The sequence below is a fragment of the Collinsella sp. wc0583 genome, assembly GCF_046116915.1.
Classification (GTDB): domain Bacteria; phylum Actinomycetota; class Coriobacteriia; order Coriobacteriales; family Coriobacteriaceae; genus Collinsella.
Genome location: NZ_JBJXBN010000001.1, coordinates 179,407 through 193,798, shown reverse-complemented (window position 1 = coordinate 193,798; position 14,392 = coordinate 179,407). Strand labels below are relative to the sequence as shown.

General features: G+C 48.8%; 12 protein-coding genes and 1 pseudogene. 1 reads left to right on the top strand and 12 read right to left on the bottom strand.

Going from position 1 to position 14,392, the window contains the following annotated elements:
• Positions 1 to 52 precede the first annotated feature (52 nt).
• Positions 53 to 850: a DUF4393 domain-containing protein gene (locus tag ACKUUJ_RS00845; RefSeq protein WP_346964696.1), complete on the bottom strand. Its 798-nt coding sequence runs from the start codon at positions 848 to 850 to the stop codon at positions 53 to 55.
• A 122-nt stretch (positions 851 to 972) separates the two neighbouring features.
• On the bottom strand, positions 973 to 2,745 hold the full coding sequence (locus ACKUUJ_RS00840) for a hypothetical protein (protein ID WP_409064339.1): 1,773 nt from the start codon (positions 2,743 to 2,745) through the stop codon (positions 973 to 975).
• Between the two features lie 200 nt (positions 2,746 to 2,945).
• Between ACKUUJ_RS00840 and ACKUUJ_RS00835 the strand changes: the two genes are divergently transcribed.
• Positions 2,946 to 3,296, top strand: a complete 351-nt coding sequence (locus ACKUUJ_RS00835; RefSeq protein ID WP_409064338.1) for a hypothetical protein — start codon at positions 2,946 to 2,948, stop codon at positions 3,294 to 3,296.
• Positions 3,297 to 3,375: 79 nt separating this feature from the next.
• On the opposite strand, the pseudogene ACKUUJ_RS00830 reads toward ACKUUJ_RS00835, so the two are convergent.
• The 10 genes and pseudogenes from ACKUUJ_RS00830 to ACKUUJ_RS00785 form a co-directional block, all read right to left on the bottom strand.
• A pseudogene (locus ACKUUJ_RS00830) lies at positions 3,376 to 3,678 on the bottom strand (hypothetical protein); the annotation flags it as partial.
• Between the two features lie 779 nt (positions 3,679 to 4,457).
• Positions 4,458 to 5,882: an O-unit flippase-like protein gene (gene wzx, locus ACKUUJ_RS00825; RefSeq protein ID WP_409064337.1), complete on the bottom strand. Its 1,425-nt coding sequence runs from the start codon at positions 5,880 to 5,882 to the stop codon at positions 4,458 to 4,460.
• A complete protein-coding gene (locus ACKUUJ_RS00820; RefSeq protein WP_409064336.1) occupies positions 5,883 to 6,878 on the bottom strand; it encodes a glycosyltransferase family 4 protein in 996 nt (331 codons plus the stop codon). It abuts the gene before it with no gap.
• On the bottom strand, positions 6,875 to 8,059 hold the full coding sequence (locus ACKUUJ_RS00815) for a Coenzyme F420 hydrogenase/dehydrogenase, beta subunit C-terminal domain (RefSeq protein ID WP_409064335.1): 1,185 nt from the start codon (positions 8,057 to 8,059) through the stop codon (positions 6,875 to 6,877). Before ACKUUJ_RS00815 ends, ACKUUJ_RS00820 begins: the two co-directional genes overlap by 4 nt.
• Positions 8,060 to 8,063: 4 nt before the next feature.
• Positions 8,064 to 9,152 (bottom strand): polysaccharide pyruvyl transferase family protein, encoded by a 1,089-nt coding sequence (locus ACKUUJ_RS00810; RefSeq protein WP_409064334.1) that lies wholly within the window; start codon positions 9,150 to 9,152, stop codon positions 8,064 to 8,066.
• Between the two features lie 25 nt (positions 9,153 to 9,177).
• Complete coding sequence (locus ACKUUJ_RS00805; RefSeq protein WP_409064333.1) at positions 9,178 to 10,446, bottom strand: O-antigen polymerase; 1,269 nt, start codon at positions 10,444 to 10,446, stop codon at positions 9,178 to 9,180.
• A 101-nt stretch (positions 10,447 to 10,547) separates the two neighbouring features.
• Positions 10,548 to 11,552 (bottom strand): glycosyltransferase family 2 protein, encoded by a 1,005-nt coding sequence (locus ACKUUJ_RS00800; protein ID WP_409064332.1) that lies wholly within the window; start codon positions 11,550 to 11,552, stop codon positions 10,548 to 10,550.
• Entirely contained in the window at positions 11,553 to 12,659 is a 1,107-nt protein-coding gene (locus ACKUUJ_RS00795) for a glycosyltransferase family 1 protein (protein WP_409064331.1), read from the bottom strand.
• Positions 12,660 to 13,415: a sugar transferase gene (locus tag ACKUUJ_RS00790; protein WP_409064330.1), complete on the bottom strand. Its 756-nt coding sequence runs from the start codon at positions 13,413 to 13,415 to the stop codon at positions 12,660 to 12,662. It lies immediately after the preceding gene.
• A gap of 74 nt (positions 13,416 to 13,489) precedes the next feature.
• Entirely contained in the window at positions 13,490 to 14,080 is a 591-nt protein-coding gene (locus tag ACKUUJ_RS00785; protein ID WP_409064329.1) for a hypothetical protein, read from the bottom strand.
• Positions 14,081 to 14,392 lie beyond the last annotated feature (312 nt).

The following is a 14,392-nucleotide window of genomic DNA, read 5'->3' as shown; positions in this document are numbered from 1 at the left end:
ACTAAAGCGAGGGTGAACCTTGAATCGAATCGCATCAACGCAGCCGAGAAGACTAAACACAGCACTTGATGAATAGCTTCCCGAATGGTGTTAGCCTAAAAACATGATGTACGCAATCAAACCGCCATCCATCAGAAGGCGTAATGTCCTTCTTTATATTTCGGATCCTTTCAGAATCCTCAATACCAAGATAATCGTCTTCTCCCTCATAACAGTACGTTTCTCCGCTTAGCAGTTTCAGTCGCTCCAAGTTATTCAAATACAAGGACACGTTCTCAGGGCATTGGACGATGGCATCGAATACGTTCGTATAGTTTTCGCAAAGCAATCTCCACCGAGCTTTAATTGGCATGTCATCATCTTCAACAACGCGCAAATCAATAACTGGAACATGATCCTTACCAGGCTCTTTAGAAAGAAATGACATCATTTTGGCTTCATCGGGAGTCAACTGTCCGATTATGCTAACAAAGCTCGGATGAACCAGATAAGAAACCCTTTTATCCATAGAGGACGCGAGTAAATTAACGTACAGGTCCCTTAAATCCTGACTGTCATACGAATACGACAGCTGCTGAATAGCCGGTACCACAACATTAGGTGCAGGCTCGCAAAAACAGTCCTCCGGGACGTCTCCCATCTTTCGATCAACTTGCCGAATCGCCTCCTCGATATTGTTCTCGCCGTTAACCACCCATTTCTTCCAGGGGCCAAGTATCACAGCGACCGTTCTAGGAACCAAGCTCAGAGTGTCTCCGAGCGACGAGAGCGCAGGATGCGCGACATCGTCATAAGCTTTACCCAATACAATGGATGACTGAGATGCAACTTCTTTGGAAAGCTCGTCCATTCAATCTCCCTCAATTCATACCGACATCAAGTCCATGATATACAACGCCCACATTGACACAGCCAACAACGGGAAGAGCCGTCTCGCAATGTAACTCCCGAAACGACCTGCCGAAGGACCGCCTATGCCCAGCCGAATTCCTTCAACGACGCCTCAATCATGTGTCTGATGGTGTTATTCCCTAGCTCTCTTTGGACGAGCTCTGTTTCGCCTGGCCTTCCGGAGAGATGCATGCAGCTGTTGTATATGGAGCCCAACAGGTGAAATGTCTCTGGCACCTCAACTCCATGCTCACTCGCATAACGGAGCCTGTCCTCGGTCCCTGTATTAATTATCAGAAATCCAGGCTTATCATCTGCCGCCAGCCTCTCATAACTGAGCCTCTCGACAGCCAACCTGATGCCACAGCACACTTCCGATGGAGCAAAGGACTTTCCAGAGAAGTAGTCGCCAAGCTTTGCCTCCATAACACTCCGAAACGATGAAGGCCTCTTCAGCTCATCTTCAATCCCCTGTTTAGCGATGTATTCCAAGACATTATCAGAGACTGTGTCACACTCAGAGAAATGAAGGTAATGGGAGGAGACCGAATTATAAATATCAGAGAGCTCCTTCTTACACCTATTTCTGTCAATGAGCAGCTTATTCAAACACCCATTTACAGAGTCGCCACCTGAATTAGGAATGTATGAGGTATGGAAGCTTTTGAAACGAAAACTCTTAAAGAGGCCTGGGTCAAGATGAGTCAAGATGATGACATAGAGGTTCTTCCCGGAATTCTTGAACTGCTTCATCATCTCCAGCAGGAAGTGCTGGGCGACAAGCAGATTGGCATCGTCAAGGTAATCGAAAACCTCATCGATAAGCAATAGAGCGTCATCTTTATCAGTAAACCTCGCCCGCGCTCGAAATAGCGCAACACACAGCTGGAGTACATCGATTTCGCCGTTAGAGGCCTCATCCCAATCGGGGAAATCAACGACGAGCTGATGGTTCCTGACTTTAGCCACGACCCCATACCTGGTTCTGTTCAGCAAATGGAGCATCTCATTGATATCATCCTTAATCTTACGGAATCGAAGATATGAACAGGCCTCCTTTATCTCGTTACGCTTCTTCTCGATAAATCTATTAACCTGTATCGCGTTCATGCAGTTCGAGATATCCCCCTTCGCGGGATACCAACGATCAAGGATTTCCTTAATTGAGATCAGCGGTTTTACAGAAGAAATGTAACTGAGAACTTCAGCCTCAGTGATATCACCGCCCATGCCCGTTTCGAGCGAAATAACGCCCTTGAAGAAATTATTGATTGCTGCAGCGTATCGGGAACCCTCAGTCGTTTTAAAAGCGGCATCGCAGCTGAGCAGCTCGCTAAGGAACTCATAGCTCTTGAATGCCTCGGCAAGGTTATCCATTCTCCCGCGTAAGATCGACGCATATTTCTGTCGCTCCGCAGTGACTGAATAGTCCAAGTGGACAGTGGCTGGCACCTTCTCGTACAAAACACACTTTTGGACGCTCATCTTCGTTTGACTGAGAACCCTTGGCCCCACCCGGCGGTTCGTCATATTTGCATACAGCCCAGAGCGGATAACCTGCACGTCTACCCTACTCGCAATTTCATTCGAATCAGCATTAGCACTTAATGTCACGTCATCGTCAAAAGTCACGGACAAGGAGGTGTCGTCCCAGTCCTCCCCGTTATAACGATCCGCGTCTGCCAATTTTAGTCGCCTGGTGTTAAGGGATGCGAACGCCGCCGCAAGCGAAGACTTACCCGACCCGTTAGGCGCCACAAGAAAGTTAGGCTTGTTTGGGTAAAAATCGCATGGCACGTCAAGATGGTTAATCCCCTTAACGTGGTTGCACGTAATACCGGTAATCCTCGCCATCGTAAGCTCCTCCCTGCTTTACGACACAGTCCTTTCTGTACGCATAGCAGCAATATTACCGCTGCTCCCAGCGCGCGAGCATAGGTGTCTTTAATAGAGAATGGACAGCTAGCAATATAGCGTCACCGGGACTCATGCCGACCCCGGCGCCCAGGCGTAATAACGGCGGTGCTGTTTCGCGATATTCAAGTCATATGTAATTGAAAGGTTCAGCAAGCAAGCAGGCATCAGAAGCGCTTGTAGCAGGCGTAAAGGAAGCACTTTCCGGAATAACTATTTTGGATAATGAGCAGCTGACTGCCGATGTCATCGCATCCTTAATTGATATTGCGAGTATAGAAAAGAACGTTAATGACAGATATCAACGGGCCATTGAAAACCATGATTACAATGAGATTCTCGGGCTATTTAACGACAAGTCCCTCGTGGTAAGCGTTGGACGTTACTTTGGTATTGATAACAAAATCTATATCGATAGAGCAATTTCCCTATTGGAAGGCGACCTGAGAGATGAACTTTCCGAAGCCCTAATGCACTATATTTCGCACTGAACGGCCTCTTCACGCCCAGCGAGGTCCGACCAGACCTCGAGCCAATAGCAGACACACTCCATAGCGCCACAAATCACCCCTACCCGTCCATGGCCGTCCAGCTCACGGGTTCGATGCCCGGAAGAGACGTTAGGCAAGAGGGACAGGCAACCTGATAGTTCCCGTTATTTGTCCTGCGCTGCAGCGACGCGGAGACATGTACCGCTTTGCGGGCGCGAGTGACACCGACGTACAGCAGGCCCATTTCCTCAATAAGCCCGTCTGGCATTTTCTTCGCATCCACGTTCCGGTATCTATGCGCAGAACGCGAACATATACCAGCACTTTCGCACCGCGAACAAATCCTTCCAGGCCAATCGAAGCTCGTAACGCCCGGTATGAAAACGGTGTCCCACTAGAGCCCCTTAGCGGAGTGAACGGTCATTATCGAGATGTCTGCATCAAGGTAATCAGAGAAACGCCGCAGGGAGCCCTCGGAAAAGATGCTAACGATATAGTCGAAGCGCTCAGACGGAACCATGGCGAAACAGCTTATCGCAAGGTGCTTCCGCAACGCCCCAAGAAACATGACATAGGACCACCCCTACTCGAATCTCCTGGAGCCATGTGACAGTAAAGATACATGCAAGAAGAAAATCACTCGCTTTTATGCCAGTTTCCAATTCAGATGCTGGTTTTGACAGGGCATTTCTTACATCAGAATCACTTGATTGGATGCCAGCGCAACGGTGGTCTTCAGGTGGCGTTCTTAGGAAACTTTAGCAGCATGTCTAAATCATTTTGTCGATAACCTTTGTTTGCCCACGGCAAAGAGTACAAGCGGCAACGTCACATAGCCATGGCCGTTCCATAAAGCAAAAGGTGCTGGAGCTTTCAAAGCCCCAGCACCTAACCGGCCGGCCCCGACAAAATCAGACGCGTTCTTGTCTACCAGCACGCTGAGCGTCTCCTCGACGGTCTTTCTCACCAGATTCTATATGTCCTTGCGCAGCGACTCCTCGTCGACTTATACGACGTTCGCAGACACGACCCGTGTCCCTTCGTCAATGATTTGTTGTTTAGCCGCTAGAAATCATATGACGGGGCGCAGGCCGTGTTCGCCATGCGGATGTCAGTTTGCGAAAGAAATTACGTGTCACCATGCAAAGGCACATGCTTCAATTAGGCTCTTTGCCCAACAATTCTATTTTTCCACCAATCAAGACCGCTGTAGATAGCCTGTACATATCCAAGCCCGGTACGTTTTAGAACATATTGTGGCCAATGCCAATTGTTGTAGCAGAGCTGCGGAATTGCCTGGCCAACTACAAGACCCCAGGCTCCCCAGCTAAAGGCGCCACACAAAACGCAACTTACGCAGATTCCAGCAGCAGTTGATACCAAATACGCTTTGAAGTACGGAATCTCGTTCATGCTAACAATAATGTTGCAAAACAGAGAGTGCTGATTAAGCAGGAAGTAATAGAGGGCAATACCTAGGAACAAAACTGGATCGCAAATGAAATCATGCTTGAAAAGCGTGAGTATCGGCAGGCATGCCGTTACAAGAACTGTAGCGACAATATACATGCATACATAGCAGGAAATACCGCGTTCGACCACCGCCTTCTGAGTCTGCTTGTCATCCCTGACATAGGCAGACTGGAAGGTGGGAAAGCATGAACGTAAATAGGCGCTTGAAATCTGGTGGATCGCCGTCGCGAACTGCAACATGACGGAATACGTACCAGTTTGTTCAAGCCCTAGGAAAGCCGAGCAAAGCAGCGATGTTGCCTGCGTGGCGCCATACCAGGCTAGAGATACGACACCATCACGCCACGCCACAAACGAAACCGTCTTTAGAACGTCAAGCATTTCGTCCTTAGCAACAGCTGCGGCATCGGATTTAATCCCCTCTTCGACGTCATGATGGCTCCGAAATGTCCTAATCGCAAATAACCTCAGCAAAGTGCTGTAAGCCAAGAAGCCGAGTGCGGCAGCGAGAAGGCTCAAGCCACAAAACAGAAGGACCGCCGTAATAGCAAGCTGCCCAATCCTGGCAAGCGTTTTAGCCCTGTTCTCACCGGCAACGTCTCCAAGCCCACGGAGAAACGTGAGACAGTAAAGAAAATACAAGTTAGTGAAAATGGAAACGACAAACACAATCCATGCAGGCAACGAACCCTCAATTAAAAAAGAATCAGTGACATAAGAAACGTAGAAAGTTCCCAACGTTGCCGCAACAAATAACGCGATGAGACCCAAGACAGCGTATATCGTTTTAGACGTATCAAGAACGACGCGCATCAAGTGCCAGTCAACTTCTCCATCAACAGAAGAATAGTCGCAGCCTTGTTTGGTCAGTTTCTTTGCCCCGCTCAGGCAATAAAGAATGTTGCGGGACAAGGTAGAAGTAAAACCGAATTCAAGCAGCTGCGCAAAACCCGAAATGGCTACGAACACGTACCAGAGACCAATTTGAGCACTCGATAAAAAAGATAGGAGTAGCGGCAAGAGCAAAAAGTTACTGCCCATAGACGCGATCGTGCCGACATAATTCCAAATCACATCTCTTTTGGAGACGGTCACTTTCTTGCTTTCGGCCATTTACCCTAATACCTCCGCACAGTAATTTCGTAACGTCTCGGCCGTTTTGGTCCAGCTACATTCATCAAAATCGATGGAATCAAACAGCCGCTTGGAGTTAGGAGCTCGAAGCAATCCCTCGATCTTATCGGCAACCTCGATCGGGTCCTCGCAGTTTTTCACGACATCGGATCCCTGAATCGACATCACTTCGGCAATTCCGCAGTTAGTCGAAAGAAGGAGCGAGCATCCGGCCTCAATCGCATCAAGGGCAGAGAGACCAAAGGACTCATGCCTAGAATTCATAACGAATACCAAGCACTCTCGAAGCTCGTTCACAAACTGATCGGAGGCAACTTGACCCCTATATTCACCTTCAGCCGAGGTCATGAGATTATCTAAGGAAGAGTTATCAGAGTACCGTCGCCCGTACACCCTTAAAGAGCAATCGACACCACGATCTCTGAGAATTGAGACGGCCTTCGCGACTATTTCGTTGGCCTTAATTGGACGGGTGCCCCCGCTAACAGCAACGATATTTTCACGTTGGCCTTCGAAGCCGCATTGTTTAAACCTTTTGACCCCAAGGCAAACGTGCTTAACCTTATCGGAGCATTCAGGTAGCTGTTTCTTAACAAAGTTCTCCTGAAGGAAAGAATTCGCAACGATCAAATCCGCAGTACGCAAATGCTTAATGATTGCCTTGACGGTTCTATCGCTATAACCGAGCCCGTTGATCTCATTCTCAAAAGGGACGTACCCATGATTAAAGCAAATGACAGGTTTGCCGAAGGCAGAGAGCAGCCGATGTGCAATGATGTCAGTCCAACCAGCTCCGCAAGAGATAATCACATCGCTCTCAAGGCCCTTGAAAATAGCCTCAAATAGCTTAAGGATTTTACTTTTAGAATATAGCGGCCGTATCGAATCGCAAGAAGGCCAATACTCCACTAAAGATTTATGAACATTAGTAGGTCCAGTATTACCTGTGACTTCACCAATTAGAAGAATCTTCATTGAATGCTTCCTTTAATGTTATGCAAGAGGTTGGAATCAGGTGCTAATGAGACCTTAATTCCGTACCCCCCCCCGCGCTTGAGCAAACCAATGCGAATTAGCAAACGTTTAAGCGATTGTTTAAAATACCTTTTGGGCAAAGACCTTCTTACCGCATCGGTAATTGATCTACCGCATGAAAGGTCCTCGAAGAATCGCGCTCGCGCAGATGGCTTCTCGGAGGGACTCTTCAACTGACCGTTATTCTTAATGGCGGTCTCGATATCAACCGTCATTAACTCAGCACCAGCAAGGTCTATCAGTCGCTGTCCTTTTTGATTCTGGATTAAAACCAGGGAGACACCCCGACGCATTTCTTCGGTAAGATTCGTCCCCCAGGAATCGCCTAATGTAACATCAGAAACTCTTTCAATGCTTGCATACTTGCAGTGATAACAGTTTTCCGTATAGTCCAGCCCCGCCAAGAAAGCTACTGTATACCCATCCAAAACACCGGGCAAATCAATCGTTCGCTCGTTCTCCCTTAGCTGAAAGCTGCCTTTAGAACGAAACTCAATCGACTCAAGCTGATTCATGTCAATCCCATTCTCACTCAGGAATTGACGGAGAATCGCAGGCGAAGGAGTACCGTGGCAAATCAAATCAACCGTATATAAATTCGAAAGAAGCTTGTTGCCGACAAAGTTTTTAAGAGAGGCCACTTGGCAAGGCAATCCTACAAATAAGACTTCTTTACCCTCAACCAGCAATTTTTTTATACGAGCGTAAGAGCCAATTGGATTGCTTTTAACGTACTTGGATCCTTTATATTTAACGGCATCAGCAATCGAGCTAGAAAACTCAAACCCAAACTGACCGTCCCGGAAACAGCAAGAGCAAACTACTCCTTCGGCAGAAATAAACCCTCGGATAATCGCGGCCGCCAAGCCGCCCGATGAGGAGGTTCCCCTGCTCTCCGAGTTAGAATCCCATCCTTGCAACCATTTACTAGGTTTAGAGCCTTGAGGCGGATTGCATTGTTGACATACAGCTGTGCACCTACCGCAATCAATGCATTTGTTTTGATCGATACTGGGGGTATAGTACTCGAGCCTTTCAAGAACAGCGATTGCATCTTTAGGACAGGCATCGACACATGCCATGCAGCCCGCACACATTTTGTCTTCGCAGATACTTTGCATTCATCTATTCCTTCAACGCGCGATCAAGCCAGGAGAGGCTGCGGTTGCGCTCCCCATCAAGAACCTCGCCAACATGCTGCCAATCGATATCGTCGCCCCAAGCATTGCCTTGGAACGTGTCCCAGGCCCTATGCTCTAGGCCAAAGAGTCTAAGAACAGATTTATTTCGCGCGGCATTAGCCTTTGGAAAGATCTCAACAAATGGGGTGCCGAGATTGATACAAAAAGCAGTGCCGTGGAATGAATCCGTGTATACGCAAGATGCATCCCTAAACAGCGCAAGGAAATCCTCCAGGGGCGGAAGAACGACCTGTTTTCCTACCCTTCTCCTAAACGTAGGGCAAACACTTACAATCTCAAGATTGGAGCCAGCGGTCTTATCTTTAACGTACTGCAGCATATCTGAATCAGGATGAAGGTTATAGACGAGGGCGTAGGGCTTTTCAACGGGAGCCTTTTCACTGGCAATCTTGTTCCACTCGGAGCGATTGAGAAGCAGGGTCGGATCCAAAACCTGCTCAGCTTTGAGACCGTAGCTCTCAACGATATCCTTACCTGAATCCTCGCGGACGGAAATGGCATCGTAGCGCTTGAGCCAGTTACCAATTTGCGACTCATACCCCTTTACAACGCCACCACGTCCAAAACTAGCGGCGTAGGATACGACCTTCTTTCCCTCGACCTTAGAAAGCCCGTCCCAAAAGAATACCGGATCTAGAGAGCCATCGCCAAGTTCGTTCCAGACCTGATCGCTGCCAGTCAAATAGATATCTGTGTTAGGCAGCAAGGCGTCGATACTTGTTTCATCACAATGCGGAGAAAGAGTCAGATACTGCTCTCTCATGCTCTTAAAACGCTTCTCACCTGCACCGTACAGCAAACGCCAAACCGTGTTCCTATAGATGCGATGAGGCAGAGACCTACCTTCTGAATAACGCTTCACAAGAGAATCAAGGGTCTCAGCGCATCTCCGATAGTCAACAACAACAGGATCGTACCCCAAGTTTTTAACAACTTCTTGCGTAGCATAAGCCTGGAGGACAGACCCGTAGTTGAGAACGTTATGACGAGTAATAATTGAAACTTTTTTCATTCTGATACCTTTTCTAGATAATGGACTAGTTCATAGGGGGTTGTCGTTTCTGATATCTTTTTATCCACTCACTTAGGAACAGAGACGAGATGGCTAAAAACCAAGTCGTTGGAGTAAAGAGAGATGAGGTGAGCTTTCCAACAAGCGGCATGGAGAATATGCCCGAAGAAAGATAGGTATACGAAATCATCGAAAAAGACAGCGGGGACCCACCATGAAGCATGCGAGCATGCTCATAGAGGTTTGAATAAAAAAGACCAGTTAAGAGGCTAAATAGCGCAGTACCGCCAAAACCGAAATCGTGATACCACAATCGAAATACCGTGTATACATTACCGAGATCGATTGAACCCCAAGAACGAAACTCATGGTTACCGGATGAAACTAAATTAGTAAAGCCAAAATTTCGTCCAAAAGACGAATATAGTGCTACGAAAGTCTCCGAGCCAAAGTACTTGCTTGCAACACCAGGATTTTGAAGAAATTTATCAAATAAAACAAATGAATAGCCAATGTAGCTGCAAATATAATCCAATGGTCCAAGAGTAACTTCTCGTCCAACAAACCAAGAGGCAACCCAAAATAAGAAACAGGCAAAAACAAGAGCGAATACAATTTTGATAAACTTCCCAAGGGTTATTCTTATCGTCCACCCACTGTTAATCGATAGTAAAATCCATATGCAGCAAACGCATGAACAGACAAAAACAATGGCACCTAGCCTTACGCCATTCAATAATTGACAAATTGCATAAAACGCAGCGGGGAGAAGCATGAGAGCATCTTTGATGCTAAATCCATCGCAAATAATATTGTTAAAACCAATAATTAGATATACAAACGAAAAAATGGTAAGCAATTTAAAGCATATATTGGATAAAGACGAAAGCCCGACTGAAGGATCATCGCCGCTATAAGCAGATGCAGTTCGGTAAGAATTCATTAAAGAATTCCAGTCCCCAGCAACAGGACCCGAAACAGCTGATCGAACATCTTTCAAAAACAAAACGGCAGTAACGACCCCAAGGACAACAGCCAATAGAACAAGAGATGTCGGAACTTGAATCCTTACAAGAGTCGTCGATTCAACACTAGCATTAAGTTTGCTTCGCTGCACTTTTATCTGTCTAAAATAAAGCAAGAAAAATAGCGATGCGACATCAAAGACGGTAACAAAGAAGCAAATAAGTAATCCTCCATGGAGGGAGACTTCAGTACCGAAGACAAGGCAGTTATACAATTCAGCGAGTGAGCAAATAAAGAAAGAGGCGTTACAAATTGATGCTGGATTCATCCAATCACTTTTTGATAGCTCTTGAGAGATTGCAAGCAGCAAAAGAAAATATAACGTCATTAATGATAGAACTAACATTGTTTAAGCTACTTTCAAGTTAGTTATTGCATTAATCCAGATAAGCGACAGGCAGAACAAAATACGGAAAAAATTCTTCTTCCGCAGCAGGCAAAAAATGCTGCCAAGCGTTCTCTTTTTCTAGCTTCGAAATCCTTCAGAACAGGCAAACGAAATGTAGATAAGTTATTCCAAAGGTCATCGCGGTCTTTAAGGTCGCTTTCAGAGACCCCAGCCATCGGAATCTGTGCGTAAACCATCCTACAAACAGAAAAGCAGCGCGAAGCGGCGGCTTTACTTAGGTCCGGATACCAATTACAAATATCCTGGTAGAGCCGATCGGCAATTATCAATGCGGACTCGCCTTTAATGTGTCGATATTCTTGCCTGATAATGCTGTTACTTCTCATGCGATATGCATACAACTCACGGCAATCGACAACGGCAACGGAATCAACCTTGTGAATAATCTTATAGACGCTAGCGAGATCCTCGTAATACAGCCCCTTAGGGAACGGGTCAATGCCCAGTGGCGCCTTTGCGTAAAGGCGCCACTGGGCACCGGTGTCCAGCGTCTGATATAACATCAGACGCTGGACATCGGACGAAGGCAGTGCCTTCGCAGGCGCCACGGGGTCAAGAGACTCCACCAAAGAGCAAGCATCACCATCATTGAACGGCTTGCCAAATGGAACAGCAGATATCTGACATCCCGTATCGCGGCAGGCGTTAAAAAGAACCTCGATAAAAACAGGAGAAATGTAGTCGTCGCTATCAACGAAGGAAATCCAGTCGCCCTGAGCAATACGCAGCCCTGCATTACGAGCGTCGGAAAGACCGCCATTTTCCTTATGCAAAACGGTGGTACGGTCGTCGCTTGCAGCAAGAACATCACAAAGCTCGCCAGAACCATCAGTCGAGCCGTCATCGACAAGAATGATCTCGATGTTACGATAGCTTTGACGGCAAATGCTATCAAAGCACTCCCGCAGATAAGGCTTAACGTTATATACCGGCACAATCACCGATACCAAGTTACTGTTTGCCATCTAATTCCTTGAGTAGAGATCTAGATATTTATAAGTCAGTCGCTCGCCTTGCAACTCAATGTTGTAATCGGCGAATTGCCCACTTGAGATAGACGATCGACCCTCATACGAGTACGGCAAGAGTGAATCGATTTCATCGGCCCACACGGCAGGACTATCAATCGGCAAGAACTTGCATTCCCCCGTTACGTCCACTTCGCGCGTAATCGCATCACTCAGCAGGCACGGCAGGCCAGACACCTGTGCCTCGACGCCGACGAGGCCCAGGCCTTCGTAAAGGCTTGGCAGAACGAACGCATCAAACGCCTGGTACAAACGATTGACATCGCTTCTCTGTCCCAGAAACATAACGCGATCGGTAAGACCGCGTTCATCCACCAAGGACTTTACGGAGGCCTCGGCTTCGCCGGTACCGACAAGCAACAGGACGACATCGTCGCGGCGCTTTACGACCTCAGTAAAAACATCAATCAAAAATGCATGGTTCTTCTGGGCAGTAAAGCGTCCCACATGCCCAATGGCAAACTGGTTGCCGACGAGGCCCAGGTCGACTCGCGCTTGAGCGCGAGCCTCCGCATTGAAGCGGAAGCGACCCAAATCAATTGCGTTGTATACGACCTCGAAGTGTGCAGCTTTACCGAAAAGCCATTCACCAGCAAATTGACTACATGCAAAACGGTGTGTTGGATACCGATTCGATTGCGTTTTCAGCACGGCCTTTAGGGCATTCTTGGCATACTCCCCCTTACCACTCGTAGAATGGCTATGGGCGATACGCACAGGAACGCCCGCCTTCTTCGCGGCACGAAGCGGAAAGACCGAAAGCGCGTTGATGTGACTGTGGACAATCTTCCAGCCCTCTTGTTTAAAGAGACGCTGAAGCTCTCGCTGGTATTCAACAACATGCTGATAGGGCGGAATCTCAAAGACCCTGCCGCCGAGCGATTCAATTTCTTCGCGCGGAACAAGCGTCGAATCTGAATCAACGAGAAAATCGAACTGCACTTTACTTCGGTCGATATGGCGGTAGTAATTCATGACGACAGCTTCGACGCCACCGCCAACCATCTTGCCAACGACCTGAGCTATCCTAATCGGTTCAGTCATTTAGCAAGCACCTCCGCCGGTAAAGACCTCAACAACCGTGAGGAGAACAATCTTCAGGTCCGTGATGATGCCGCGTTTGGCGATGTACTCAAGATCGCGGCGGACCATGCCGTCGAAGTCGGTATCATTCCGGTCCGTGACCTGCCACCAGCCGGTGATCCCAGGCTTCACGGCAAGTCGCTGCAGGTCGTACTCGGTGTACTCGGCAACCTCGTTCGGCAGCGGCGGGCGCGGGCCGACGACGGACATCTGGCCCAAGAACACGTTGAGGAACTGCGGGAACTCGTCGGTGGAGTGCTTGCGAATGAACCTGCCGATCTTGGTGACGCGCGGGTCGTCCTTCATCTTGAACATGGCGCCGGCGATCTCGTTCTGGCCCTTGAGCTCGGCTAGGCGCTCGTCGGCGTCTTTGTACATGCTGCGGAACTTCCACATGCGGAAGGTGGACAGGCTGCCGTCGCGGTGGGTCTGCCCCACGCGGATCTGGCTGTAGAACGGGTTGCCCTCGCTCTCCAGGCGGATGGCGGCGGCGAGCACAAGGCTCGGCACGGCGATGAAGGCCAGCACGCAGCCGCTGAACACGATGTCGAAGGCGCGCTTTACGACCCTGTAGCCCAGTCGCGTGTGGCCCCAGTCCTTGACGGTCTGCATGGCCTTGTAGCGCATGCTCGCGTCGCCGCCATTCATGGCCTGGGAAACAAGTGCGGCCCCCACCGGCGCGTTTTGCCCTGTCACTTCTTTACTAGTAAAGTTCAAATCCACGTCCCTGTCCCCAGGAATCCCCAATCGATGAATTCAAATTGCGAATGAATTGCCAATGCGACGTCCCCTTACGTCTTACTGGGCACGTCCAACGGAAGCAGCTCCCTAAAAGCGGAGTCGCCTTCGCCCACGTCTACCAGGCACCAGCGCTTATGACGGTCGATCTTCTTTACACGGGCCTCTTGCCCCACCAGTGGGCCCTGCTCTATGTGCAGCACGCCGTCTTCTATGCGGGCTACGCTGTTGCGTACCACGCCCTCGTCGTCGAGTACGCTGCGGTACCAGTCCTGCGCATCGTCCGGCATGGGCGCATAGGCCCGCTCCCTGCAGCCAGCAATGCGACAGCCAAAGCTCAACTGGGCCAAAGCCTTGTCGAGCAGGGCGGCATCGCGCGTGGCGACGAAGAAGTATTCCTTGTACATGGGTTTGGTTTGGAGCGACCAGGCGCCGTCCCGCTTAAACCAGAACTCCTTTTGCATCACAAAAGCGTCCTGCATCAGCTCATGCGGGATAATGCGGCGGACCTTTTCGCAGGTCTCGCGCTCTTTTCCATTGGGGGTGTGGACCAGATACCAGCGAACACGGCCATGCTGGCTGTTGGTAGTAGCGCCACTAAAGGCACCGGGCAGCTGCTCTTGGCGCCGCATTGTCTGTTCCATCTCTCGCCTCCTTTTCTTGTCTCCGCGACGCACACGGATGCAGAGGCGTTAAGAACAGGCTTCTCGCTCGCGGCTAGGCGCAATCGCAAAAGTACAGGTTTTTGTATCTTTCGACGGGCTTCATTATACGAGCAAACTGCTCGCGTTTTCCCAGATTGCACAAAATGCGCCGCGAATGGGTGCATCTCCATACGCCTCTACAAAAACCTGTACTTTTTTGCACAACAAAAAAGCCGCTCTAACCAGCGGCTTTTCTTCTTTAGACAACAAAAAAGGCGACCGCCCTGTAGGACGATCGCCATTGTTAATTCT

Excerpts from the sequence above, each read along its gene's own strand:
- ACKUUJ_RS00845 (WP_346964696.1), bottom strand. The coding sequence starts at position 850 with ATGGACGAGCTTTCCAAAGAAGTTGCATCTCAGTCATCCATTGTATTG.
- ACKUUJ_RS00840 (WP_409064339.1), bottom strand. The coding sequence starts at position 2,745 with ATGGCGAGGATTACCGGTATTACGTGCAACCACGTTAAGGGGATTAAC.
- wzx (WP_409064337.1), bottom strand. The coding sequence starts at position 5,882 with ATGGCCGAAAGCAAGAAAGTGACCGTCTCCAAAAGAGATGTGATTTGG.
- ACKUUJ_RS00820 (WP_409064336.1), bottom strand. The coding sequence starts at position 6,878 with ATGAAGATTCTTCTAATTGGTGAAGTCACAGGTAATACTGGACCTACT.
- ACKUUJ_RS00815 (WP_409064335.1), bottom strand. The coding sequence starts at position 8,059 with ATGCAAAGTATCTGCGAAGACAAAATGTGTGCGGGCTGCATGGCATGT.
- ACKUUJ_RS00810 (WP_409064334.1), bottom strand. The coding sequence starts at position 9,152 with ATGAAAAAAGTTTCAATTATTACTCGTCATAACGTTCTCAACTACGGG.
- ACKUUJ_RS00805 (WP_409064333.1), bottom strand. The coding sequence starts at position 10,446 with ATGAATCCAGCATCAATTTGTAACGCCTCTTTCTTTATTTGCTCACTC.
- ACKUUJ_RS00800 (WP_409064332.1), bottom strand. The coding sequence starts at position 11,552 with ATGGCAAACAGTAACTTGGTATCGGTGATTGTGCCGGTATATAACGTT.
- ACKUUJ_RS00795 (WP_409064331.1), bottom strand. The coding sequence starts at position 12,659 with ATGACTGAACCGATTAGGATAGCTCAGGTCGTTGGCAAGATGGTTGGC.
- ACKUUJ_RS00785 (WP_409064329.1), bottom strand. The coding sequence starts at position 14,080 with ATGGAACAGACAATGCGGCGCCAAGAGCAGCTGCCCGGTGCCTTTAGT.